The organism is Nostoc sp., assembly GCF_036917455.1.
Lineage (GTDB): Bacteria > Cyanobacteriota > Cyanobacteriia > Cyanobacteriales > Nostocaceae > Nostoc.
Genome location: NZ_JBALDK010000019.1, coordinates 1 through 25,813 on the forward strand (window position 1 = coordinate 1; position 25,813 = coordinate 25,813).

At 42.8% G+C, this 25,813-nt stretch carries 16 protein-coding genes and 1 pseudogene; 10 read left to right on the forward strand and 7 right to left on the reverse strand.

Annotated elements, in window-relative coordinates:
• The 4 genes and pseudogenes from V7K42_RS01200 to V7K42_RS01215 all read left to right on the forward strand — a co-directional run.
• Window positions 1-189: pseudogene (locus tag V7K42_RS01200) on the forward strand (photosystem II D2 protein (photosystem q(a) protein)); the annotation flags it as partial.
• Window positions 173-1,564, forward strand: coding sequence for a photosystem II reaction center protein CP43 (psbC, locus tag V7K42_RS01205; protein WP_334912766.1), 1,392 nt, complete (start codon window positions 173-175; stop codon window positions 1,562-1,564). The pseudogene V7K42_RS01200 and the gene psbC, both read left to right, overlap by 17 nt.
• A gap of 130 nt (window positions 1,565-1,694) precedes the next feature.
• Window positions 1,695-1,880, forward strand: coding sequence for a PCP reductase family protein (locus V7K42_RS01210; RefSeq protein WP_334912768.1), 186 nt, complete (start codon window positions 1,695-1,697; stop codon window positions 1,878-1,880).
• 21 nt (window positions 1,881-1,901) lie between these two features.
• The gene (locus tag V7K42_RS01215) at window positions 1,902-2,543 is read left to right on the forward strand and encodes a Uma2 family endonuclease (protein WP_334912770.1); all 642 of its coding nucleotides are present in this window, start codon (window positions 1,902-1,904) and stop codon (window positions 2,541-2,543) included.
• 81 nt (window positions 2,544-2,624) lie between these two features.
• Here the strand turns inward: V7K42_RS01215 and V7K42_RS01220 are convergent, their stop codons facing one another.
• Window positions 2,625-3,461, reverse strand: a complete 837-nt coding sequence (locus V7K42_RS01220) for an SWIM zinc finger family protein (RefSeq protein ID WP_334912772.1) — start codon at window positions 3,459-3,461, stop codon at window positions 2,625-2,627.
• Window positions 3,462-3,559: 98 nt separating this feature from the next.
• Entirely contained in the window at window positions 3,560-6,823 is a 3,264-nt protein-coding gene (locus V7K42_RS01225) for a DEAD/DEAH box helicase (RefSeq protein ID WP_334912774.1), read from the reverse strand.
• Window positions 6,824-6,944: 121 nt separating this feature from the next.
• On the opposite strand from V7K42_RS01225, the gene V7K42_RS01230 reads away from it, so the two are divergent.
• From V7K42_RS01230 to V7K42_RS01245, 4 genes are all read left to right on the forward strand, one after another.
• The gene (locus V7K42_RS01230) at window positions 6,945-7,490 is read left to right on the forward strand and encodes a GNAT family N-acetyltransferase (protein ID WP_334912776.1); all 546 of its coding nucleotides are present in this window, start codon (window positions 6,945-6,947) and stop codon (window positions 7,488-7,490) included.
• Window positions 7,491-7,591: 101 nt separating this feature from the next.
• Window positions 7,592-9,748 (forward strand): polyribonucleotide nucleotidyltransferase, encoded by a 2,157-nt coding sequence (locus V7K42_RS01235; protein ID WP_334912778.1) that lies wholly within the window; start codon window positions 7,592-7,594, stop codon window positions 9,746-9,748.
• Window positions 9,749-10,971: 1,223 nt separating this feature from the next.
• Window positions 10,972-12,321, forward strand: coding sequence for a 5-histidylcysteine sulfoxide synthase (ovoA, locus tag V7K42_RS01240; protein WP_334912780.1), 1,350 nt, complete (start codon window positions 10,972-10,974; stop codon window positions 12,319-12,321).
• Between the two features lie 16 nt (window positions 12,322-12,337).
• Window positions 12,338-12,832 (forward strand): DUF427 domain-containing protein, encoded by a 495-nt coding sequence (locus tag V7K42_RS01245; protein WP_334912782.1) that lies wholly within the window; start codon window positions 12,338-12,340, stop codon window positions 12,830-12,832.
• Between the two features lie 60 nt (window positions 12,833-12,892).
• Here the strand turns inward: V7K42_RS01245 and V7K42_RS01250 are convergent, their stop codons facing one another.
• Window positions 12,893-13,732, reverse strand: a complete 840-nt coding sequence (locus tag V7K42_RS01250) for a sterol desaturase family protein (RefSeq protein ID WP_334912784.1) — start codon at window positions 13,730-13,732, stop codon at window positions 12,893-12,895.
• A gap of 994 nt (window positions 13,733-14,726) precedes the next feature.
• Between V7K42_RS01250 and V7K42_RS01255 the strand changes: the two genes are divergently transcribed.
• Both V7K42_RS01255 and V7K42_RS01260 read left to right on the forward strand, forming a co-directional pair.
• Window positions 14,727-15,668, forward strand: a complete 942-nt coding sequence (locus V7K42_RS01255) for an N-acetylmuramoyl-L-alanine amidase (protein WP_094346921.1) — start codon at window positions 14,727-14,729, stop codon at window positions 15,666-15,668.
• Between the two features lie 292 nt (window positions 15,669-15,960).
• Window positions 15,961-16,176: a hypothetical protein gene (locus tag V7K42_RS01260; protein WP_334912786.1), complete on the forward strand. Its 216-nt coding sequence runs from the start codon at window positions 15,961-15,963 to the stop codon at window positions 16,174-16,176.
• Window positions 16,177-16,178: 2 nt separating this feature from the next.
• Here the strand turns inward: V7K42_RS01260 and cas6 are convergent, their stop codons facing one another.
• The 4 genes from cas6 to V7K42_RS01280 form a co-directional block, all read right to left on the reverse strand.
• The gene (gene cas6, locus V7K42_RS01265) at window positions 16,179-17,318 is read right to left on the reverse strand and encodes a CRISPR-associated endoribonuclease Cas6 (protein ID WP_334912788.1); all 1,140 of its coding nucleotides are present in this window, start codon (window positions 17,316-17,318) and stop codon (window positions 16,179-16,181) included.
• A 729-nt stretch (window positions 17,319-18,047) separates the two neighbouring features.
• Window positions 18,048-20,264: an EAL domain-containing protein gene (locus V7K42_RS01270; protein ID WP_334912790.1), complete on the reverse strand. Its 2,217-nt coding sequence runs from the start codon at window positions 20,262-20,264 to the stop codon at window positions 18,048-18,050.
• Between the two features lie 496 nt (window positions 20,265-20,760).
• The gene (locus tag V7K42_RS01275) at window positions 20,761-25,029 is read right to left on the reverse strand and encodes an ATP-binding protein (RefSeq protein ID WP_334912792.1); all 4,269 of its coding nucleotides are present in this window, start codon (window positions 25,027-25,029) and stop codon (window positions 20,761-20,763) included.
• A 287-nt stretch (window positions 25,030-25,316) separates the two neighbouring features.
• A complete protein-coding gene (locus V7K42_RS01280) occupies window positions 25,317-25,574 on the reverse strand; it encodes a helix-turn-helix domain-containing protein (RefSeq protein ID WP_334912794.1) in 258 nt (85 codons plus the stop codon).
• Window positions 25,575-25,813 lie beyond the last annotated feature (239 nt).

Sequence of the window (25,813 nt, forward strand, 5' to 3'; positions counted from 1 at the left end):
CTCAACCTGCGGGCTTATGATTTCGTTTCCCAAGAATTACGGGCGGCGGAAGACCCTGAGTTTGAAACCTTCTATACCAAAAACATTTTGCTGAACGAGGGTATCCGCGCTTGGATGGCTCCTCAAGATCAACCCCACGAACAATTTGTATTCCCTGAGGAGGTATTACCACGTGGTAACGCTCTCTAATAGACCAAATATATTAGGCGGCACTGGACGCGACCAAGAATCTACTGGCTTTGCCTGGTGGTCTGGTAACGCGCGTTTAATCAATCTATCCGGCAAACTCTTGGGCGCTCACGTTGCCCACGCTGGCTTGATTGTATTCTGGGCTGGAGCGATGACTTTGTTTGAAGTCGCTCACTTTGTTCCTGAAAAACCCATGTATGAACAGGGCTTGATCCTGTTACCTCACCTCGCCGCGCAGGGTTGGGGCGTTGGTGCTGGTGGTGAAGTTATCGACACCTTCCCCTACTTTGTTGTTGGCGTACTCCACCTAATTTCCTCAGCCGTCCTTGGCTTTGGCGGTATCTATCATGCCGTCCGTGGGCCAGAAACCTTAGAAGAATACTCTTCTTTCTTTGGTTACGACTGGAAAGACAAGAACAAGATGACCAACATCATCGGGTTCCACCTGATTATTTTGGGATTCGGTGCGCTACTGTTGGTAGCAAAAGCAATGTTCTTTGGTGGGTTGTATGACACCTGGGCACCAGGCGGTGGTGACGTTCGGATTATTACCAATCCGACATTGAACCCAGCAGTTATCTTCGGTTATGTAATCAAGTCTCCCTTCGGTGGCGAAGGCTGGATTGTTAGCGTTGATAACTTAGAAGATGTGGTCGGCGGTCACATCTGGATTGCCTTTATCTGTATTGCTGGCGGCGTTTTCCACATTCTTACCAAGCCTTTTGCTTGGTCACGTCGTGCATCCATCTGGTCTGGTGAGGCTTACCTCTCCTACAGCTTGGGCGCTCTTTCCTTAATGGGCTTTATTGCTTCGATCTTTGTTTGGTTCAACAACACCGTTTATCCTAGCGAATTCTTTGGCCCTACTGGCCCAGAAGCTTCTCAAGCTCAGGCTTTGACCTTCTTGATTCGTGACCAACGCTTAGGTGCTAACGTCGGTTCTGCTCAAGGCCCTACAGGTCTAGGTAAATACTTGATGCGCTCTCCAACTGGTGAAATCATCTTCGGTGGTGAAACCATGCGCTTCTGGGATTTCCGCGGCCCTTGGTTGGAGCCTCTACGTGGCCCCAATGGTCTTGATTTGGAAAAAATCAAGAACGATATTCAGCCTTGGCAAGCTCGTCGCGCTGCTGAATACATGACCCACGCTCCTCTGGGTTCTTTGAACTCCGTGGGTGGTGTGGCTACCGAAATCAACTCCTTCAACTACGTATCTCCTCGTGCTTGGTTGTCAACTTCTCACTTCGTACTAGGATTCTTCTTCCTAGTTGGTCACTTGTGGCACGCTGGTCGCGCACGGGCTGCGGCTGGTGGTTTTGAGAAAGGAATTAACCGTGATACTGAGCCAGTGATGTTTATGGACGACCTAGATTAGGTTGTAAAGTTTATTTCATCACTGACAACTAAATAATTTAAAAGCTCTTGCGTAAAAGCAAGGGCTTTTTTTATAGGAAAATTAGTAATCGATTGATTAAATTGAGGAACTTACCAAGGTCATTAATACCATGAACGATTCCAATTTTATTGAGACTTTGCGATGGACATCGGAAGCTAAAGAAAAGTTACAAAATATTCCCTTTTTTGTCCGCACTCAAGCTAGAGCTAGAATTGAACAATTGGCTCGTGAAGCTGGCCAAGAGATTGTGACAGCTGATTTGGTAGAACAGGCTAGGCTTGAGTTTGGACAATAAAACATTCTGGAGGTCGTAACAATGACAGTCGCCAAAAATCGAGCAGACCGAGTAATGCTTTATGACATTAGCTGGCAACAGTTTGAAAATCTTCTAAAAGACTTGGGACATCGGGCAGCACGGTTAGCTTACGATCGCACCGCTTTAGAAATTATGACACCTTTACCTGAACACGAGTATTACAAAGAGGTAATTAGTATTGCAGTTCAAGACATCGCTGAAGAGTTGGCTATAGACTATGAAAGTTATGGTTCGACTACCTGGAAACGAGAAAGCCGAATGGCAGGGTTAGAGTCAGATAACTGCTTCTATTTCCAGAATGAAGCTACGGTTCGGGGTAGATTAGATTTGGATTTGAAACAAGATCCACCACCTGATTTGGCACTGGAAATTGATATTACCAATAAATCTCTAAATCGTTTTCCCATTTATGCCCGTCTGGGAGTACCAGAACTCTGGTGTTATGACTCTGGCGAACTCAAGATTTACCACCTGCAAAAGGGCGAATATGTCGAATCAGAGAATACTTTAGTGTTTCCTACTTTAGAAATTCGATATCTGCCAAAACTGATTGAACAAAATCGGGCAGATGGCAGACGGGCAATTCGTCAGGCGGTGCGTGAATGGGTAAGAAAAGGCGGAAAAGGTGAACTACCCAGTTAACCTAATTACGAATTACGTTAGCGTTCGCGCAGCGTCTCGTAGAGAAGCGGGGTATCGCCCATTACGAATTACGAATTATTATCAGCTTCCTCCTACATTCATTGCTGCTAAAAAAGCCTTCTGGCTCACATCTCTGTAAACTGTATTCAAATACTTCATTACCACATCACTCGAAGTTGAATTTACTGCATTTTCTTCTTCCTTAGCTAGGGGGATTGCTCCTAATACATCTAAAACCATTTCGCTAGTAGATGGTGCAATCACTACCAAGGATGACTCTAGTGGTTCATTATATTGCCAGAAAGAATCAATTTTTACCGAGTATTTATTATTAGGAACTGACTGTTGAATATCGGGCGTTTCTATGGTATTGGGTTGAATTTTGGCGCTACGTAATTGGCGTAAATCGCTGATAATTTGCTTTTTAGTGCGTCCGCGTAATTGAAACAATACAAAGGGGTCTTCACTGAAGCGATCGCCTAACTGATAGTACAATGCACCAATATGCTTACAGGGATTTGCCTTATCAGGACAAGAGCATTTACTTTGGACATCACCAAGGGTAAAAGGAAATATAGAAAGACCATTCGCTGTGAACATTTCTTCTATGTTTTGTGGCATTTCTCCTGCTAGTAATTTTGCGGCAAAAATTGCCCTTTGGGACATGGTTTCAATTACATAACCCCACTGTTCATCGCTAAAAGGTTCAAGGGAAAGGGAAACTTTATAAGGTTCTACTTCACTACCTTGCACCCTAGCTAATACTTTTGCACCTTTAAATTCGATGCTCAAAACGTTTCCTTGACGAGCATAGTTTCTCGCACGTTCTAAACGCTTTTTAAAGCGATAGGAATCTAGCAAATCTAGCCATTGTTGTGACCACCATTCTCGGCTTGCTTGTAATGTGTAATTAGTCATAATTAATTTAAAAACTTAGTAGTGTGCCGCACTAGTTTTGAGGGTTTGTAGTGAGCGCTTTAGCGCTCAAATCAAGGACTTTAGTCCTTACTACAAACTTATTCTGCATCATCGTCAATTACTGCACTGCGATCAAGTATTAGTAAGTTGCGAAGTTGGTCTGTATCCAGTTCTGTCAACCATTCTTCACCAGCACCTACAACTTGTTCAGCTAGTTGTTTCTTACTTTCAATCATGTCATGAATTTTTTCTTCTAAAGTGCCAGTGCAAACAAATTTATGTACTTGCACATTCCGGGTTTGACCAATCCGAAATACTCTATCTGTAGCTTGATTTTCCACGGCTGGATTCCACCATCTATCAAAGTGAAATACATGATTGGCGCGTGTTAAATTCAGTCCTACTCCACCCGCTTTCAGAGAAAGAATCATAATTGGGGGACCTTGGGGATCGTGTTGGAAACGGTCGATCATTTCCTCCCGTTGTTTTTTACTGGTGCTACCATATAAAAAGAATATTTCTCGCCCAAGCTGTTTTTCTAAATAGGGTTTAAGTAATTTACCCCACTCAGCAAATTGTGTAAAAATTAAAGCTCTATCGCCTTCAGCTAAAACTTCTTCTAACATTTCTTCTAGCCGCAGAAGTTTGGCTGAATTATGTTGCTCTAATGTCGCTTGTTTCAAATATTGGGCTGGGTGATTACAGATTTGTTTAAGTTTGATTAGTAAAGCCAAAATCATTCCCCGGCGTTGCAATCCTTCAGCAGATTCTATCTCTGCTAAAGATTGTTCTACAATTTGTTGATAAAGTGTGGCTTGGTCGCCAGTTAAACCGCAAAATACAGTCATTTCTTGCTTATCTGGCAAATCTTGAATGATGTCGCGATCGCTTTTCAATCGCCGCAGTATAAATGGCTGAACTAATGAACGTAATTGACCCAATGAAGCCGTGTCTCCATACTTTTCAATTGGCATGGCAAACCGACGCTGGAAAAATTGCTTATTTCCTAAATATCCGGGATTTAAAAAATCTAAAATAGACCAGAGTTCTTGCAGTCTGTTTTCTACAGGTGTACCCGTCAATGCAATGCGAAACGTTGCTTGTAATTGCCGTACTGCTTTTGACTGCTTCGCTTCTGAATTTTTCACATTCTGGGCTTCATCTAAAACAATTATCTGCCAAAATACACTTTCTAATGACTTGATATCTCGATGAAGCAGTGAGTAGCTGGTAACGATTAAATCGTGTTTTTTTACTGCTTCTAAAAATGCTTTACCTTTTGGGCGTTTGTCACCGTGATATTGTAAAATTTTCAGGCTTGGTGCAAATTTATTGACTTCCCTTTCCCAATTGCCTAAAACAGAAGTTGGACAAACTAACAGTGTTGGATTTTCTAGTGTATACTGTTCTTTAAGGTGTAGCAAAAAAGCAATAAACTGAATAGTTTTACCGAGTCCCATATCGTCTGCGAGACACGCGCCTAAGCCCCAACGTTCTAAGAATGACAGCCAAGCAGCACCTCGTTCTTGATACGGTCGCAACTGCCCTTTAAAGCCCGTTGGTGTGGGTAAAGGTGCGATCGCTTGATTATTGCTTAACGCCCCAATCAACTCTTGCAATGCCCCAGATGCCTCAAAGCTGACCACTGGTAATTTTTCAATTACCTGGGTATCCCCTGTACTGAAACGCAGGGCATCTTCCAAGGAAAGCGCCATCTGATCTTTGCGAGTGGTAAAAAAAGTTTGGGCTGTTTTGATATCTTGCGGCCGCAATTCTACCCACTCGCCGTTAATTTCCACTAACGGACTATTTAAAGCCACAAGTCTATCAAACTCGGCTTTGGAAATAGTTTGTCCACCAATTGCCAATTGCCATTGGAAATTTAGCAGACTTTGTAATCCTAAACGTCCCTGCTTTTTCTTTGGGGTTTCGGCAGTAATTTTCAAACCCAAACGGTTCGCCCATCCTTCGCGGTTTGCCAAACTGGGAGGCAAAATTACTCCTAAACCACTGTCTTCCAACCTCCAAGCTACAGCCTTGATAAATTCATAAGCTTGGATAGGAGTGAGATGAGAAGATTGGGGATATTCGGATTCAAAACTGGGTGCGATCGCAAGATACAATCGAGAAGCTACCCCCAAACCTCGCAAAAATGTTTCTTGTGGTTGCTCAATTGTCCGATTTTCATAAACCAATCGTTCAACTGGATTGTTCCAAATAGTTGCTGCATCCACCACAAACTCAGGATCGTCAGCCGCTTGCAGAAAATACGCCAATGTCCAATCTGTTTCGCCTGACTCTGGAGAACGCAGTTGAAAACAGGTACGAAATAGAGTTTTAAGAGTTAATTGGTATTGTAGCGGCATAGTCCAAGCCTTTAGTGCCGCTTCTAATCGTTCTACTTCAATGGTATCTGCATTCACTGCATAAGATTCGCTGGTTAAACCTTGCAACCACTGACGCACCGCAATTGCGATCGCTTTAGCTTCAATTGGAGGTTGAGAACCCACCATTTCTCGCACTTGGGCATCTATCGTACTGTTGAGAAATCCCAAAAGTAATTCTTGAGGTTCTATGGGGAAGTCTACTGCTAAGTACTGAGTGCTGAGTGTTGAGTCTTTTTCTTTCAACTCAGCACTCAGCACTCCTAACTCAGCACTTTCTTGATACGTGCGACAAACCAACGGCATATCCGCAGAAAATTTTTCTAGCCGAGTTCCATCTATAGCACTATCTAGAAGTACTTGCCATTTAGCAGCAAACGCACCATCTGATTGTCGGTCAATTCTTGGTAAAAACTTACACCGCGAGATTAAATCTAAACTCCATCGGGAAACTTGCGACCAAAAACGTAAATCTCCTCCTAAAAAGGCATCTTCACCTTTGGCAGCATTTAGGGGAATAGCAGCAAGAAATTTTACTGCTTCGCTGGGGTTGAGACAAAAACCCTCAACTCGCCACGGTTGCAAATATTGCGGGGAGTCTGTTTCTAATCCCAAGCTGGCAGAATGTACGGGGAAAATCGCAGATGTTCCTTCTGCACTTTCTTCTGGGATATAAGTTGGTAGGGCAATGATTTGCGAATGCGTTGGTAATTTTATCTCAGTCGTACTGGCGGCTTTACGTGTTCGTCCAGTAGTAGCATTCGCAACTTGAGGTTTTTGGATAAAGTTGGTAATCGCCATTTTCTGGGAAACCAACCACTCGCTTAACTCAAACGATGTCATTGCCAATGGATGTACCGGAATATCTTCAGATCCATTAGGCTCAAAATTCGCTCGTGGCGATCGCCATGTTTCTCCCCAAATAAATAAACAACTCTTTTGACTTTTTAATAACCAATTACTGTGTAAAATCGCCATTTGCTAACTACTCAGATTTTCGTAAAATTAAATAATTTAACTCGTAAAAACTCTAGCTATTACATTCTCAATAACATTTATAATATTTTCAACTAATCATTCTGCATAAACATTATTAATAATGGATTTTCCCTTAGTTAAAGTTATAAAAAATAACATAATAGTAGAACTAGATTATATGCATCCTCAAGAACAAGAGGTTGTCAGAGCATTACTTAATGGTGTAATTGTTGAAGGCAAAACTTATCCTCAAAAGCAACCTCTATCTCAGGCAGAATTTTCAACTTACTGGTTAAGCAAGGATGCCTTTGTTGTCAGGACATCTGGTAAGGATGGTACACACAAACCAATAGAAATACTAGGGGCGTTTTATTTAAAACCAAACTTCCCCGGTCGGTGTTGCCATATTTGCAACGCTGGTTTTATTGTACAACCTGGGTTACGCGGTCAGGGGATCGGGCGGTTCATGGGGGAGGCGATGCTCTTGATAGCAGCAAACCTTGGCTACGAGGCAGTAATGTTCAATTTGGTCTTTGAAACTAATATACCTTCAATTACCCTTTGGCAATCGTTAGGATTTGAGATTATTGGACGAATTCCACGTGCGGCGAAGCTGGATAACGAACAGGTGGTAGACGCGCTGATGATGTATCGTGCTTTGGGGTGAAGACAACTCTTATCTTTGTATGTACTAGAAGTCAGCCCTAGTGCATAAATGTTAGGATTGCCACAGAAAGAGAATAGCGAAAGAGAAGGAAAAAGAACTGAATGGCAGAAGTTGATAAGTCTATATCCTTCGATGGAAGGGATATTCGACTGAAAGTAGGCTTACTAGCTCCCCAGGCAGGTGGGTCGGTTTTGATAGAATCAGGGGACACATCCGTTTTAGTGACAGCTACGCGATCGCAAGCCAGAGAAGGCATTGATTTTCTTCCCCTCACAGTAGACTATGAAGAAAGGCTATATGCAGCTGGTAGGATTCCCGGCGGGATCATGCGGCGCGAAGGTCGTCCACCAGAAAAAACAATTCTCACCAGCCGTCTAATAGACCGTCCCATGCGCCCTTTGTTCCCCTCATGGTTACGGGATGACCTGCAAATTATCGCCTTAACGCTATCGATGGACGAGTTAGTTCCACCCGATGTACTAGCAGTTACAGGCGCTTCCATCGCTACCCTGATGGCTCAGATTCCTTTTAATGGGCCAATGGCAGCAGTTCGCGTTGGTTTAGTGGGAGATGATTTCATTATTAACCCCACTTATGCAGAAATTGAAGCCGGAGATTTGGATTTGGTAGTAGCCGGTTCACCAGATGGGGTAATCATGGTGGAAGCGGGAGCCAATCAGTTGCCAGAACGAGATATCATCGAGGCGATTGACTTTGGTTATGAAGCAGTACGGGATTTAATCAAAGCGCAGCAAGATTTAGTCGCAGAACTGGGTCTAGTAATAGTGCAAGGAACGCCACCAAAGGTAGACCAGACGCTAGAAAATTATATCCGCGATCGCGCTAACAGCCAGATTAAGAAAATCCTCTCTCAATTTACCTTCACCAAACCCGAACGCGATGCAGCTTTAGATGTCGTCAAGGATGAAATTGCCACGACGATTAAGGAACTTCCAGAAGAAGATCCAATTCGAGTTGCTGCAACTGCAAATAGCAAGGCACTTGGTAACACTTTTAAAGATATTACTAAGTACTTCATGCGGCGGCAAATCATCGAAGATGACGTTCGTGTTGATGGTCGTAAACTCGATGAAGTGCGTCGTGTTTCTTGTTCAGTTGGTGTCTTACCAAAGCGAGTCCACGGAAGCGGTTTATTTAACCGAGAACTAACTCAGGTATTATCTGCTTGTACCTTGGGTACGCCAGGGGATGCCCAAAACCTCAACGATGATATGCAGTTAGACCAACATAAGCGTTATCTGCATCATTACAACTTCCCGCCCTTCTCAGTCGGGGAAACCAAGCCAATGCGTTCTCCAGGAAGGCGTGAAATCGGTCATGGGGCATTAGCAGAGCGATCGCTCCTACCTGTGTTACCCTCAAAAGAACAGTTTCCCTACGTGATTCGCATCGTATCGGAAGTACTTTCTTCCAACGGTTCCACCTCAATGGGTTCAGTCTGCGGTTCCACCCTCGCCCTCATGGATGCTGGTGTACCAATTCTCAAACCCGTCAGTGGCGCAGCAATGGGTCTGATTAAGGATGGGGACGAAGTGCGAATCCTCACCGACATTCAGGGCATTGAAGACTTTTTGGGCGACATGGACTTTAAAGTTGCGGGGACGGATACCGGAATTACCGCCTTGCAAATGGATATGAAAATCTCCGGTTTATCGTTGGATATTATTTCCCAAGCCGTCCACCAAGCCAAAGCAGCCCGGTTGCACATTCTGGAGAAAATGCTCGCCTGCATCGACACCCCACGGACTGAAACCTCACCTTATGCCCCACGTCTGTTAACAATCAAGATTGATTCAGACATGATTGGTCTGGTTATCGGGCCTGGTGGTAAGACTATTAAGGGGATTACAGAAGAAACTGGTGCGAAAATTGACATCGAAGATGATGGCACCGTGACAATTTCGGCTGTAGATGAGAACAAGGCGAAGAAAGCCAGAAACATCATCCAAGGCATGACCCGCAAGTTACACGAAGGGGATGTCTACGCCGGACGCATTACTCGGATTATACCGATAGGTGCATTTGTGGAATTTCTGCCTGGGAAAGAAGGGATGATCCACATTTCACAACTAGCTGACTACCGCGTTGGCAAAGTTGAAGATGAAGTAGCGGTGGGCGATGAAGTGATTATCAAAGTGCGGGAAATTGATAACAAAGGTCGGATTAATCTCACTCGCTTGGGTATCCACCCAGATCAAGCAGCAGCAGCACGAGAAGCGGCGGCGGTGAATCGATAACTCGATTTGGGATTTTAGATTTGATCTAAAATCCGCGATGCCTATTGTGAAGGCATCGCTGTTTGCTTCTCTAATTAGTTTTCAAACTGTTCTAGATAAATTTACCCGGCTCACAATTGTTAATTTATCTATTAAATACTTGACAGGTTTAAGGTAGTATATTTTACTGTTTATTCAGTGTGTTGAAGTTCATCGACACCACTCCTCAGAACCTTAAAAACCGCATAACTTCGTTGACTGGTGTCGATTACTTGTACAGTAAGGGTTTCCGGCTAAAAAATCCATCTCTTATTGACAATTTGATCGTATTTATTGACATTATTAAAAGTGGTGTCGAATAGGGGGTCTGGAACACTCTCCTAGTAAGGCTTCCAGAAGTGAACTCTTTACATAACCACTTCCCCTAACGGGGATGGAAACTTTAGCTTCATTTAATTCTGCCTGTTTTTTCAACAAGTAACTTTACATAACCACTTCCCCTAACGGGGATGGAAACTTCCCAGTGTAATTATGAGCTGCAACTTCTTGTTTTCCTCTTTACATAACCACTTCCCCTAACGGGGATGGAAACTCGAAGTCAGTTGGAATTCCAAAACCTGCTTTAGTAAAAGCTTTACATAACCACTTCCCCTAACGGGGATGGAAACAATGTATAATCACGATTTTCCAACACTTTGTCTCCTTGCTTTACATAACCACTTCCCCTAACGGGGATGGAAACTCTGCATAAGAGTAGCAGATGTTAGTCGATCCACTTTCCATAACCACTTCCCCTAACGGGGATGGAAACATAATTCCCCCCATGCCGAATCCGGAAAAAAACGATGCTTTCCATAACCACTTCCCCTAACGGGGATGGAAACACTTGTTTCACTAAGATTTTCCGAAGCAAAACCTACAACTTTCCATAACCAATTCCCCTAACGGGGATGGAAACCCAAAGAAGAACAATCGCAAGTGCAGAAACTATGCCCTTTCCATAACCACTTCCCCTAACGGGGATATCATCTGAAACTCAGTAAAGACAACTAATTGAACGCTACATTATTTATATTATTCTGGCAACACGTAGTTTAAGTATTTAAAAATACATTACTTTTCTACTTATAAATTGAGCAAATTACCCGATCGCAGCGATCCAAAAAATGTGATCAAAAACACTTTTTCTTGTAATCAGTCATAATTTATGTAATTTGTGCAATTAATCTCCTGTCAAAAATATCATGGCTTTAGTTTCAACGATAAACAAACTGACATCAACTCAAGTCCCTACACTCAATGATTGCAGTTCACAAAGCCTGCTCAACTACTTCCAAAATTCTTGGGAACTTGAAGAAACACTCATGAAAAGTTTGGTCGGAGAAGAAACTTTTTATCTGAACCCCGATCCTTTAAGAAACCCTCTAATCTTTTATCTAGGTCACTCAGCCGTTTTTTTCATCAACAAGTTAATTAGCGTTGGTTTAATCAAAGCTGGAATTAATTCCCAATACGAAACCCTATTTGAAATGGGAGTCGATCCACAAACACCCACAGAACTCGACGCGGCGATGAAAGGGGTTAGCTGGCCTGATGTAAAAAAAGTTTGGCAATATCGAGACAAAGCACGAGAAGCGATCGCAAATCTAATTCAAAATACTTCCCTGGATCTCCCGATTCATCAACAGCATCCCTTCTGGGCTTTGCTCATGGGAATAGAACATAGTCGCATTCACTTTGAAACCTCTTCGATGCTGGTGCGTCAATTGCCTAGCGATCGCCTTAAATGTCCCCAAGGTTGGGATTATGCACCTAGCAAGGGGAATATTCCCAAGAATGAAATGCGCCGGGTTCCCGGTGGTGTGGTGAAACTAGGAAAACCCAAGAACGATCTTACATTCGGTTGGGATAGCGAATATGGCGATCGCATTGTGGAAGTCAAACCATTTTTAGCTAGTCAATATTTAATCAGTAATGGAGAATATCTGCAATTCGTTCAAGCTGGTGGTTACAACAATCCAGACTACTGGAATGCTGAATCTTGGGATTGGAAGCAACTCTACAACGCCCAACATCCCAAATTCTGGATACCGTCGCACGATGGCTACCGTTATCGAGCCACATTCGACGAGATAGACTTACCCTTAGACTGGCCTGTGGAAGTCAATTACTACGAAGCGATCGCATTTTGTCGTTTTCAAGGCTCAGAAACCCGCTTGATGACTGAAGCTGAATGGAATCAAGCCTTACTTACCTCTGAGGATAACCACTTCTCAAGTAACTATAATCTCAACTTACAATTCATTTCCCCCAGCCCAGTGGGAATGTTCAAACCAGCTAATAGCGCTTCTGGACTTTACGATCTTAGAGGAAACGTCTGGGAATGGTTGGGGGACACATTCAACGCCTTACCAGGATTTGAACCTCATCCGCTTTATGAAGATCAAGCAGCACCCTTTTTTGATGATAAACATCAGATGATGCTCGGTGGTTCTTGGGCTACTAATGGTTCAATGGCATTACCAAGCTATCGTAACTGGTTTCGTCCCTACTTTTATCAACACGCCGGTTTTAGAATTGCTCAAGACATTTAAAAGGAGATTACTGAGAATGAGACCAAATCCAATCGTACCAGAACCCGGTCAAGAGTCAGTTTGGGATTATCCCCGTCCGGCCCGTTTAGAAGATAGCAACAAATCAATTCGGATAATTGTTAATAGTATTGTTTTAGCAGAAACAAGTAAAGCTAAAAGAGTCATAGAAACTAGCCATCCTCCTTCTTATTACCTTCCTTCAGAAGACATTAAACTAGAATATCTGATAGAAACACCTAAAAAAACTTGGTGTGAATGGAAAGGTAAGTGTCAATATTATGATATCAGCGTTGGTGATAAGTATATAAATAACGCTGCTTGGCGATATCTTGAACCCACACCTGATTTTGTAACGATTCAAGAATACTATGCTTTTTATCCTAGTTTAATGGATGCTTGCTATGTAAATGACGAGCTAGTTATGTCTCAACCTGGTGATTTTTACGGGGGATGGATTACTACTGATATTGTCGGGCCATTTAAAGGTAGTCCCGGAACAATGGGGTGGTAATTTATCAAACATAATTCAGTAGTCTGAATTAATTTGACAATAGGATTCGCTATAAGCTACTCAATCCAAATTCTTAGACGACTTCATCGCCATCTGCTCCAAAGAAGCCACAGGAAACATAATTCCTGGCTTCTTTGTCGGAGGATTTAGTGTATTGAATAACCTGTCCCAAAATCCTTGAATTCCATAGTTTCCTTTGAAACAACTGTGGTGAAGATCGTGAAAATCTGATGGGACAAAAAATATTGATAAAGAACTATGACCTTCTAGGTTGTAAGCATTGCCTATAATAGTCCAAGCACATAACTGAGTTATATCATACCCAAATATAAAAATAGGTAAAAGGTCTGTAATAGTAACAATAATATATTCCGTGAAACTCTTATGTCCAGCAACAAAACTTGATGAGTCGGCGAACTCATGATGTTTCAGATGGATTTTCTGCAAGAATTTTCTGTGAAGTAGCGAATGGGAAACGTAAAAACAGAAATCAGCAGCAATTATTCTCATCAAGAACCATCCAAAGTTTAAGAGTAAACTATTTCCTCTATTTACCTCTGGCGCTAAATAGAGAATAATTAAAGCTGCTATGAGACTTTTGATTTCTCCAGTAATAATGCCTTTGGCAGTCAAGGAAGGAAATGGTTGTTTTTTAACTTTCTTAACTCTGGCAGTTAGTTTCTCTCTCAAATTATCATTTTTTTTAATTACCTTTTCGATGAAAAGACCAATGCTATAAAATGAGACAGAACCAACAAGCCAGTATAACAAAACCTGAGCGATAAAGTTGAGTTCTATATTGTGTAATAGCCAATAAAATACTTGCTGAACAATTGTGCAACTAATAGCGATTTTTAGATAAAATTCAACCTCGAAACAGAAATTAAAAATTTTTTTCATCCCTGTGTCCTTGTAATAAGGCTTTAACCGTCTTGTTCTGTGCAACCTCACAGCTAAGTAAGTGGGTTAAATTAAATATAAAACCTCACCCTACCTCCGGCTTCCCTCTTCTTAGTAAGGAGAGGGATTGAAGGTGAGGTTCGATCTTATATTTGATTACGCCTACCTACTTAATTAGTATAATTTACAGCTATAGGATGACTGTTTGATTTTTGAAAAGATACCTATGGTGCGTTACGCTATCGCTAACGCACTAAACCCTTGATAATGGTGCGTTATGAACTTCGTTTTAACACAAGGCCAGTTGCTACAAGCGTCTCGTAGAGAGCGTCTTGATTCTGACAGGAGTTGACAGGAAACGTCTCCGGCTCCGCTCCTGTTAGCGGATAGGTAAGGTTTAGCCCATTCTGATTTCTGAATTCTTCTTAAAGAATTTGGCAGACTACTAAGCTATCGCGCCTACAAGTTGCCTCATAATCTTTTAGGTAAAACCTGTAAACCCTCTCCTCTGCTCCTCTGCTCCTCTGCTCCCCTGCTGTCTCAATGTGCAAATTAAAAACACAACAGCTTAGTACAGTACGGCGTAAATCCAGCTACCATCGCGATTAACAAGATAAAGGTGGCAAACTTGCGCCACAGTGTGTTAAATACATTTGTCATGGCTTTCTACTTTTACAAAGGGTTATTATCTGAATAATGGATGTAATTGCTGCATTTCAATTTATTGCAAAAATTAATAGGTTATTCTCGATCTTGATAAATTATAATAGTTGTGTTTTTTGTGACGATATACCTTTGAATTAGTGGATTTTATCACATACAAGTTGCTGTCCAGGTTCGCACAAAAACTTATTTTGTCTGCCAGCGTAGTAATGCTTAAAATAGTGCCGACATTGCGAACAAGTACTTCAACAGATTTGTTAACAAAACTTTATCTATATAATTAGAAGAGTTTTGAAGTAGTGTAAAAAGTAAGTAAATTGAGGATGAAATCATGAAATTTGGAATTGATAGTGGGCACAATTGTCCACCAGATACAGGAGCGAGTGGGATTAAATTTGAGGATAATTTAACTCTTGATGTCGGCAATAGAGTGATAGCCAAGTTAAGAGCTTTAGGCAATGAAGTCGTAGTCTGTAGACCGAGTAGTGCTAGGACAGTAACTGAATCACTCTCAAAAAGATGTTCTACAGCGAATGGCAGTAAAGTAGATATTTACGTCTCGATTCATTTTAACTGTTTTAATGGACAAGCTAATGGCACAGAAGTATATGCAACTAGCGATACAGGGAGAAAAATCGCTAAACCTGTATTAGATGAAATCATCAAGTTGGGATTTTTCAATCGCGGTGTTAAGAGTGGTTCCCACTTATATGTTCTAAAAAATACAGATATGCCTGCAATTCTTGTAGAAGGTTGCTTCATCGATTCCCAAAAAGATATGAATCTTTTTAATCCCGAAGCAATGGCTAATGCGATCGTTAAAGGCTTAACAGGGAAAGTGCCTACTACTCCTGTTAACCCCGTACCAGATGAAGAGGAAAATGTAGATGCCACTATTCTCAGACTGCAAAAATCCTTAAATCGACTCAAAATAACCGATAAAAATGGTAAGGCATTAGTAGAAGATGGCTTTACTGGGGCTAGCACCAAATCTGCTGTAGAAAAATTTCAGACTATTATTGGAGTTCAGACGACTGGAATTGCTGACGAAACTACATGGAATGCCATAAATCTAATTTTGGCCAAACGAATCATCAGACCAAATCATGCTGGTGGTGCGGTTGTGAGATATTTGCAATACCGTTTAGGTGTTGATAACGATGGTGTTTACGGGCCGCAAACAGAGGTTGTAGTTAAGAACTTTCAAAAGCAAAATGGTTTAGATGCTGATGGGATTATCGGGCCTAGTAGTTGGCAGAAATTAATTGGTTAGATTGAGGAGTAGGTATTGTTCATAGTTGGTACTTTAGCGAAGACAGCGCCAACTATGAACTCATGAAACTCAACTTGATAGACTACTCAGCTTTGAGTTCATAAACCTGGTTTATTTTGGTGAAATCGATAGTGGGTAAAGGGTTGTACAAAAATAGGATTTACTTACAAGAGATCCCCCAACTCATTTAAAAATGGGATCTCTTGGTTCTGCTCCTTTATAATTAAAAGAAATAACCAGAGCGTAGGAAGTCACATCTGTTGCCGACAAAATATGTTCAACTTAACCATGTTTGCGTTTGATAACTGTCAATCGCAGTTGGTCACAGATAATTTCCTATCGCTCTGGTGCTTTTTTGGCGGTGAAGTTTCGCCAAAAGTATAAAAGTAAATGGCTTTCCAAGCCTATAGTAATTGTTACTACTTTGTTGTATAGGTGGACACAATTTTTCGATCGCCTCTGGCTCAATGCAACAACATTTCAGGAATTTCAGTGCGATCGCCGCTAAAATCAAAGTGTCAATGTTCTGAGCATCCGACGCGCCAATTTTACGTAAGTTTTCACAGTAGCGTAAGGCATTTCTAAATCTTGAGATATAACCTGTAATGATTCTCCCATTTCCCGGCGTGCTAAGATTGTTGCCCAAGTAGAAGCAATTTTATCAGTGCGATCGCCTCCTGTACGTTTTCGCTGTGCGGTGAATAGGGCTGTCAATTCATCAATGCGTTCTCCCAGCAGATTTGTTAGCACCTGAGTCGGTGAGCTTACCTCTGGTTCCACCCAATCTAAGCGAGTTTGTCCCAATCCAAAAGTAGTTTTGTGTCCCGTACCGCAGTAGGGAGCCAGTCGAGCCAAAGCATAAAACAACCGAGTAAACTCAGAGTTAGCCAAAGCAGACTTACTCAAACCACAGGACATTACCCCTGTGAATCCAGTTACCGAACCTCGTTTACCAGCTGCTACCTTCATCGATTCCAAACGATGCTGATGGATAATTACCCCTTCATCTATCCAGTCGAGAAAAGGTTCTGGTTCAATAGGCATTCCCGAAAAGTCATTCCAGCGTCGCAGGTAGCTATGAAAGAGATTAACTGGCACCGGGAGGGGGAAATGATGACCCTTGCGGCGAAAGCTGGTAGGGGAGACAAAACTGAAATTGACGTTAGAGGGTTTCTCTGGTGATAACTGCAATAGTTGCGCGTAGGTAGCCGATGGATGGACAATACTCACCTGTTTTATTTGCAGGAGAGCATCTCTTAAGTCCAGGATTTGGGGCAGTTCGGTTAACCATTGCTTGAGAAACTGCACGACTCTTGGAGACAAAGCATTAACGTGCCAGCGATAAATTTGCTTGGCTTCTAGTTGTAATTGTCTACCACTGGCAAGAAGTTGACCTGACAGCGCCGAAATATTGAAGGGCTTTTCCGATTCTCCATCGTGCAGATATGCAGAAAGTTCTGGATTGAGTTGCCGTACTTGGTCAAGAAACCAGGCATGGAGTCCAATTGTGTATTGGGAATAGAGAGAAGTGGAAGTGGTTGGCTCAAGGTCAAACACCAATCCCACTAGTTCAGTGTCATCTGCCCATGTGGGAAGAGACTCTGACTTGGGCTTGGCTTTTTGCCTAGTAGATGTAGCTGGTTTTGACATCACTGATTGCTATGCAAATGATGTCAAATATTCTACTCAATTTCCATCCCCTATGGGGGAAATGTTTATCTGCTTTTGTCTCCTTGCGGGGATTAGTTAAGTAGTCACAAGATTATTTAGCTGCAATTCACACTGTTGAAATACGTAATTGACAGCAGCAAATAATTTATTTAGCTCTTGAATGTATATATGGAAGATGGTCGATTAGATAGAAGTCAAAGGATGTTTGAAAAGTCCTATTATCGGTATCAAAAGTTTTAGATCCCCCTAAATCCACGCCACTTGCTTCATTTGGGGAGACCCCAAGACCGCAGTGGCTCCCCTTTTTAAGGGGGACTTTGATTCCGTTTAAGGCAGGGCTGATTCATTCCCTAAAAAGCGCTAAATATCAAGGATTATAGCGATTTAAAATTTATGATTTTGTTACCAGCGTGTCAAGAAAATGAACAATTTTACTGTTGTTCAAGTGCTTAAAAGTTCATCTTCTCGTCACCCTCACTTACAATTTTCTCGCTAACCATCTTGACAAATCCTGTTTGAGATGGAATGAAACAGCCCTGCCTTTTTAAGGGGAGCCAGCGCGGTCTTGGGGGTTTCCCCCATGAGCGACTGGCGTGGGTTAGGGGGGATCAATAAGTGCCTAAAATCACAGCCAAAGACTTGTTCATTCAACCTCTCAGACAGGAACTTTTATTGGGGAAGATGCGGTACAAAACGTGGTAAGGTGATTCAATGTTCAACATCCTCACAGTCCATCTGCACCACACAATTTCTTCCTTGGGCTTTTGCCTGGTAGAGTCCCTGATCGGCAGCAGCAACTAAGGTTGCGGGAGATAATTGGCGATGAGGAGTGATGGTTGCCACACCAAGACTGAGGGTGATGAATTCACTAACATGAGAATGGGGATGAGGCATTTTTAATACACTAACATTTGTCTGAATATTTCTTGCAACTGCAATCGCCCCTTCCATATCAGTATTCGGCAAAATGACTGCAAACTCTTCTCCACCGTAACGAGCAACTAAATCAGCAGGGCATTTAACTGTCTGAGAGATTGCCTTGGCTACCTGTCTGAGTGCATCATCTCCTGCCAGATGTCCATGCGTGTCGTTGTAAAGTTTAAAGTAATCGACATCACACAAAATTAAAGATAGCGAACCTTGCTCTCGTGCCAACCTTTGCCACTGTGCGTTGAATGTGTCATCAAAGCAGCGTCGATTTCCCACTTGAGTCAGCCCATCCGAACAGGCAAGGCGCTGTAATTCTTGGTTTGCTTGTTGTAATTGGTGGTAAAGTTCTGATTGCTGAATAGCGATCGCAGTTTGTCCCGCTAACTGGTTAAATAAGTTAATCTCCGATTGCTGCCATTGTCTGGGATGACGGCATTGGTGAGCAATCAATAGTCCCCACAACCGCTCTTTCTGCAAGATAGGCACAACAAGGTTTGCCCGGATTTGTAAACTCCGCAGGAGGTCAAGATGACACGGCGATAATCCTGCATTTTCAACGTCTTTGATCGCTCTAGTGTTACCTTGTTGAAAGTAAGCTGCACGGGTAGATTGAAAGCACGTGTCCATAACGTTAAATCCCAGAATGGACATACACTCTTCTGCTAAAGATTCTACAGCTACTAACCCACTCCAGTCTGGCTTAAATTGGTAAATTATTACTCGGTCTACCTCAAACAGTTGCCGCACTTCGGCTACTGTGGTTTTCAAAATCTCGTCTAACTCTAATGATTGTCGAATTCGCTGCGTCACAGCTGCGACAATTCGCTCGGACTCATTTTGGTGTTGAACGTGCTGCTCAACTAGTTTACAATCTGCCAATGCTACATTTGATGCGATCGCCTCAAAGTGAGGGGTTGTGGTGACAGGCACTGCACTAGGTTTAGCAATCAAATAGCCTTGGGCAAGAGTTGCACCTCTTTCTCGCAGCCAGTTCAGTTCTTCGATGCACTCAATTCCTTCAGCAACAGTCTGGATGTTTAACTTTTGCGTAATCTCTAAAAGCTTCTCAGTAATCGAGGCTTTGTACAGGTTTTGATGCACATCTCGAATTAACTCCATGTCCAGCTTGATAAAATCTGGACGTAACTGATGCAGCAAGTTTAGGCTGGAATAGCCAGAGCCAAGATCGTCGAGGGCGATTAAAAACCCAGCATCTCGGTAATATTGGAGGACAGCTTTCAGGTGAGCTAAATCTTGAGGATTGTCTGATTCTACGACTTCAAAAACAATCCTATCGTGGGAGATACCTGCTTGGTCAATTGCCTCTACTGTACTACGTAGGCAAAAAACTGGGTCATAAAGTGAGGTTGGTGCAAAATTGATGAAGATGTGCCCACTTACTTGATGGCGGCTGATTTGAGCGATTGTGCTGAGGCGAGCAATTTGGTCGAGTTGGGGTATTAATCCGGCTTCGGTTGCTAACTCCATAATTGACCCTGGTAGTACTAAATTGCCTTGTTCATCCAGCCCGCGCAAGAGCGATTCATATCCATAAATCTGCGATGTATCTTGAATTGAGACAATTGCTTGAAAGTAACTGGTGAATCGTTCAGTTACTAACATTTCAACCAGCCAGTCGGATTGGTTAAATTTAATGAAGCGTTGTAATGAGGTTATATCACTAAAATCGTGGATTTGAGGTTGGATAGCACCTCGAATGAAAAGGACTTGCGTCTCTTTTAATTCTCTCGGTGCTAGTAGTTGGGCCAGGTTACGGGCAATTTCTTGAGACTGTCCAGGTCTACAGTCCAAACTCAAACCTGGACGCTCGTGCATTAATTCATACTTTAGGGCAAACTTATTTAGGTAGGAGGTGACTTTTTTTAGGGTATGTGGAACGGGAAACCAGAGAAAGAGCCTGCCTGCTTCCTTAGTCTGGCAGCGTGCAACATTGCGACAAGCACAGGTTTTGGAGATAGAACATATTTGGCTCATAGCTAACTACTTTTTTAATCTGATTTGTTCTATTATTCCCACTATTTTTACTACAAAAGATAAACTATGCTTCAGATACATGAAGATTTGATGATTTCTGGAAATTGAATAATTTAGTCTATCAATTAACTCAACAGTATATCTATATTTTTATCCTAAATCCTCAACTAATTGCCTAGTTTTTGGTGAAATGAAGCAAATTAATCAATAGTTAGATTAAGAATTTAAGTTATGAAATAAAGGGGAAAATCAGCTAGGGATTTATATCATGTCCGGTTAATTAGTTATGATTCCCACATCTGTGCAAAAATCGGAAAACCCTCTTTCCCCCAGCAAGAACTGCGGTCTTCATGATAAGTCCTTAAACGGAGATGATATTATCTCTATCGCCAGATAAAAAATCGGAAACTATAATTTTTAATAATTTTTATGAATATACCTGATAATGCCAAAACACTCTCAATCGTCAAGGTGTTTTTTGAATGGTTTTTGGAACTCAGGCATTCCCATTCCTGCCAATCAGAGTTGCAATTGCGTTGACTAACTCCTCTGGTTCAACGGGTTTAGACAAATGCTTTTGAAATCCTGATTCAAGTGCTTGTTGTTGGTTGATTTCTCCAGCATAAGCAGTTAAAGCGATCGCGGGAATCTGTTTAGCTTGCTTTGCCTGCAATGCTCTAACTTGGCGGATCAGCATATAACCATCTGTCTCTGGCATACCAATATCACTGAGCAAAATATCTGGTTCTGACTCAGCCAATACTTGCAGTGCTTCTTTTGCTGATACCACAGCAATTACCCTTGCTCCCTCTTGTTCTAGCACAAATGAGTGGAATTCACGGGTATCATCGTCATCGTCCACAACTAAGATTTCGATACCTGTAAGGATTTCAGTTGTAGAAGAGTCATTTAAACGATCGATATCGATCTGTTCTTTTGGAGCTAATTCTTTTTTTATCAGGGGTAATCTGACCGTGAAAATAGCTCCTTGCCCTTCCCCTAAACTTTCTGCCCAAATCGTCCCACCATGTAATTCTATCAAATGACGGACAATTGCTAACCCTAACCCCAGCCCACCAAACCTTCGGGTTGTGGTGCTATCAGCCTGACGAAAATATTCAAATACATAAGGGATAAATTCCGGGTTGATCCCCTTACCTGTATCGCTGACGGTAATCTGAGCTTGAGTATCAATGCGCTCCAGTCGAATAGCAATTTTTCCACCTTCAGGAGTGAATTTGACAGCATTCGATAACAAATTCCAGATTACTTGTTGTAAACGACCGGAATCACCCAAAACGTGCGTTAAAGAAGCATCCAGCATTGTTTGAATTTGAATATTTTTAGCCTCTGCTGCCAAACGCACTGTCTCCAATCCCGCCTCAATTACCAGCACTATGTTGACAGGAAACATATTAAGGTTGAGCTTGCCTTGTAAGATCCGAGAGACATCGAGCAAATCTTCAATTAGTTGCGCTTGTAATTTAGCATTCCGCTCGATGGTTGCAATCGCTTTCTTGATCTCTGCTTGGTGAAATTCTCGGGTTTGCAAGAGTCTAGCCCAACCAAGAATGGGATTGAGAGGCGATCGCAATTCATGAGAAAGTACTGCCAAAAACTCATCTTTAATCCGGTTTGCTGTTTCAGCTTCAGTTCTAGCAGCTTGCTCAAGTAGCAGGAGGCGATCGCGTTCGGCTTCTGCTACTTTGCGTTCTGTAATGTCAATGACTGAGCCAATGTAACCTTTCAATTGACCGTCCACCCCAAACCAAGGATTAGCAGCATCGATTGTCCAGCGATACACACCATCTTTGCGCCGTAAGCGGTACTCCATACGAAAGGCCGAACAGTAACTGTTAGCTTCCAGAAAAATATTCTTAGCCTCTTCGTAATCTTCTGGGTGGACGGCGTTCAACCAGCCAAATCCCAGACCCATTTCCTCAGTTTGACCGGTAAAGTCGTACCAGCTCTTACTGAGATAGGTGCAGTAGCCAGCGATATCTGTTACCCAAACCATGAAAGGGGCATTGTCAGCCATGTTGCGGAACTGTTCTTCGCTTTCACGAAGTGCTTTCTCTGCCTGTTTGCGATCGCTAATCTCTGTAACAAAGATGCTTATTCCTTCACCAAAGGGGTAAAGGCGATTCTCAAACCAGCGTTGCCAAGGAGCATGAAAGTATTCAAACCGAACAACTATCTGTTGGGCGATTGCCCGATGAACCTGAGTATAAAACTCGGTTTTAACTAGATCGGGAAACACTTCCCAAAGGCTCCTACCTAGTAAATCTTTCTTTTGGATACCCACAACATCTGCTAGGCGATCGTTGACAAAGGTATAACGCCACTCCCGATCCAACACATAAAACTGGTCTTGAATGCCAGCTAGGACAGTCTCTAAGTGGGCTTTTGCGACCTCAGCTTCAATCCGTAACCCTTGCTCTCGTTGCATTGCCTCCTCGCGGAGCCGAGCCATTTTTAGGGCTGCCTCCACCCGCGCCAACAATTCCCGAGCTGAGAACGGTTTAATTAAATAATCATCGGCTCCCGCTTCTAACCCTTCCACCCGTGCTTCTTCGCCCGCCCGCGCTGACAGCAGAATGATTGGAACTTTTCTCGTTTGCGGATCGGCCCGTAATTCTTGCAGCAGTCCAAAGCCATCTAATTCAGGCATCATTACGTCAGTCAGTACCAAGTCTGGGACACGCCCACGAGCAGAATGCAAAGCAGCTAAACCATCTGCAACTGATTCCACGTCATATTGCTGACCTAACAGGCGCTTGACGTAATCACGCATATCTGCGTTATCATCAGCCAGGAGAATTCGGGGGGAGGAGTGGAGAATTCGGGCGGTAGGGGAAGAATCTATATATGTGTCGTCTTCTTGAACAATTTCTTCTCCCCCTGCTTCTCTTCTCCCCCTGCTTCCCCTGCTCTCTTCTGGTAGCCAACGCTGGACTTCTTCTAAATAAAGTGTTGCACCTAATGCAGTTGAAGCTAAGGTTCGAGGCGCACTAATCCGGTCTGGAGGCAAATGAGCATATCCCGTTGGAATTGATATAGTAAAGCAACTACCTGCTTCTAGAACACTGGTGACTTTGACTGTTCCGCCATGCATTTGCACTAATTCTTGTACCAGTGATAATCCAATTCCTGACCCTTCAAAAGTTCGTCCTTGCGCCCCTTTAACGCGGTGAAATCGTTCAAAAAGGTGGGGAATTTCTTCTGCTGGGATGCCGATTCCTGTATCTTGGATTGCTAACTCAATGCGATCGTTTGCCCACTGCAAGCTGACCGCGATTTTTCCAACCATTGTGAACTTGAATGCGTTAGAGAGCAGGTTAAGAACAATTTTTTCCCACATCTCCCGATCTACATAGACTGGTGCTGGAAGGGAAGGACAATTGACTGATAATTGCATCCCTGCGCGTTCTACTGCTGAACGAAATACACTAGCGAGTTCTGCGGTGAAAGTGGCCAGATCGGTGGGTTCATAAGAGGCTTGAACTCGTCCAGCTTCGATGCGTGAGAAATCTAATAGGCTGTTGACTAGTTTTAGCAGGCGGAGTCCATTCCGTTGCACCATTTTTAACTGCTCTTGTTCTTTAGCTGGAAGCAGGGTGGCACAATTGGCTAAGGTTTCCTCTAATGGCCCCAACATTAGGGTCAGGGGAGTACGGAACTCGTGGCTGACGTTGCTGAAAAAGACTGTTTTAGCGCGATCTATTTCTGCCAATGCTTGGGCGCGTTTGCGTTCTTCCTCGTAGGCTTGGGCGTTAGCGATGCTGGCTGCAATTTGAGCTGCAACTAAATCAATGAATCTTTTATAATTATCGTCGAATAGCCTGAAGGGATTTAAGCCGACAATTAATATACCAGCTTTTCCTGTCTGACCGGATGGTGCAATTGGGACTGCGATCGCTTGATGGGGCGATCGCTGCCAAACACCACAAGGTAAGCTACTAAAAGATACTTCCAAATCAGAAATCAGTTTTGGCTGATGGGTTCTGATAACTTCCGCAAAGGGCCAAACTGAATCAGAATCGAGATCGACTGTTTCAGGAACCGCTACATGATTCTGCCCGATACGGCACGTTCCTGCCAGAAAAACTTGCTGCCGATCTGGATCGACTAAATAAATCATTGCGAAAGGCAAATCGTAAGGGTTGCTCTCTAGACAATTCGCACTCAGTGTACAGGCTTCATCGAATGTCCGTGCATCTGCCGTTCTAGCCGCTAATTCGCGCAAAAGTGCCAACTGACGTTCACCAATGATGCGCTGGGTGTCGTCTGTATTGGCGCAGATAATCCCACCCGTGTTTCCCTGGTCATTAGGAACCGGGCTATATGAAAAAGTATAATAAGTTTCCTCCGGGTAGCCGTTACGCTCCATAATTAGCAGTAGCGCTTCGTCGTAAGTGCCCTCGTTCTTCACCATCGCTGATTCGGCGCGAGGCCTAACCTGATCCCATATTTCCCGCCACACATCAGAAGCTGGCTGCCCTAGTGCTTCTGGATGTTTGCCGCCAATGATCGCTTTGTAAGCGTCATTATAAAGGTTTATGAGTTCTTCGCCCCACCAGACAAACATCGCTTGGCGGCAAGTTAGCATAATCCGCACGGCAGTCTTTAAACTCTGTGGCCACTGTTGTGTTGCACCAAGAGAGGTTTTTGACCAGTCCCGTTCTCGCATCCTAGCACCCATTTCACCTCCGCCGAGAAGGAAATTTATGTCGGTGTTGCTTGCTGACGTTGACTCGTTCTTCATTAATTCCTCTCGATTGGTCATGCGTCGGTTAAAGGATAAATCTGTGATCGTTTTTAGTCAAAATATCCTCTACTTTAGACGTTTATGCTGCCAAACAGTCATTTTGGAAGATATTTAAGGTCATATACAGCGTTGAAATCTCAACTCTGCCCTGACTTTTTAAAGGTTAGAGACCGTCTTTTAAAGGCAAGTTGCTAGTTTTGACTATTTTCTCATTGTCACCTATATATCATCCATATTCCCAGGTGACAAGGCAAATTCTCATTCCGAACTCACAAAGGTTACTCTTACTCTTGTTCTCGGAAGTATGTTGCCTTGATAATTTGCCCGCGTTCGCCTAACTCATTGAGTAAACTACTGATTCGCTGTATTGCTAAAGGAGAAGGTGTTACATGCCCATTTTCCCAACGGTTAATTGTTGGGAAAGTAACACCAAACTCGGCGGCAAATTTTTCTTGAGACAGATTTAACTCTTGCCGCAGGACACGAATTAGTATGCCAATATTAGGTTGCTTTGCCACAAATAGGCTTCTAATGTGAGCCATAGAGATTAAAATTCATAAAGCACCATATATTACCAATTCTTACGATAAAGTGTTCTTTTGCGTCTATTACTCCTGAGATAGAGATTGCGATCGCAAATCAGAGCATCACAAACAATTTTATCAAACAGAATTAAGGAGTCAGGAGTCAGAATTTAGTTGGACATTCGGTGCAGGCTTTGCTCGGAAATTTTGACTGGAATCCGGTCAAGCATAAATTTAATTTATCCTTTTAACAAACA

Bases quoted from the DNA above. Each gene is read 5' to 3' on its own strand.
- V7K42_RS01220 (WP_334912772.1), bottom strand. From the start codon at position 3,461: ATGACTAATTACACATTACAAGCAAGCCGAGAATGGTGGTCACAACAA.
- V7K42_RS01275 (WP_334912792.1), bottom strand. From the start codon at position 25,029: ATGAAGAACGAGTCAACGTCAGCAAGCAACACCGACATAAATTTCCTT.
- V7K42_RS01210 (WP_334912768.1), top strand. From the start codon at position 1,695: ATGAACGATTCCAATTTTATTGAGACTTTGCGATGGACATCGGAAGCT.
- V7K42_RS01245 (WP_334912782.1), top strand. From the start codon at position 12,338: ATGAGACCAAATCCAATCGTACCAGAACCCGGTCAAGAGTCAGTTTGG.
- V7K42_RS01235 (WP_334912778.1), top strand. From the start codon at position 7,592: ATGGCAGAAGTTGATAAGTCTATATCCTTCGATGGAAGGGATATTCGA.
- V7K42_RS01230 (WP_334912776.1), top strand. From the start codon at position 6,945: ATGGATTTTCCCTTAGTTAAAGTTATAAAAAATAACATAATAGTAGAA.
- V7K42_RS01270 (WP_334912790.1), bottom strand. From the start codon at position 20,264: ATGAGCCAAATATGTTCTATCTCCAAAACCTGTGCTTGTCGCAATGTT.
- V7K42_RS01225 (WP_334912774.1), bottom strand. From the start codon at position 6,823: ATGGCGATTTTACACAGTAATTGGTTATTAAAAAGTCAAAAGAGTTGT.
- V7K42_RS01255 (WP_094346921.1), top strand. From the start codon at position 14,727: ATGAAATTTGGAATTGATAGTGGGCACAATTGTCCACCAGATACAGGA.
- V7K42_RS01250 (WP_334912784.1), bottom strand. From the start codon at position 13,732: ATGAAAAAAATTTTTAATTTCTGTTTCGAGGTTGAATTTTATCTAAAA.
- cas6 (WP_334912788.1), bottom strand. From the start codon at position 17,318: ATGTCAAAACCAGCTACATCTACTAGGCAAAAAGCCAAGCCCAAGTCA.
- ovoA (WP_334912780.1), top strand. From the start codon at position 10,972: ATGGCTTTAGTTTCAACGATAAACAAACTGACATCAACTCAAGTCCCT.
- V7K42_RS01215 (WP_334912770.1), top strand. From the start codon at position 1,902: ATGACAGTCGCCAAAAATCGAGCAGACCGAGTAATGCTTTATGACATT.
- V7K42_RS01280 (WP_334912794.1), bottom strand. From the start codon at position 25,574: ATGGCTCACATTAGAAGCCTATTTGTGGCAAAGCAACCTAATATTGGC.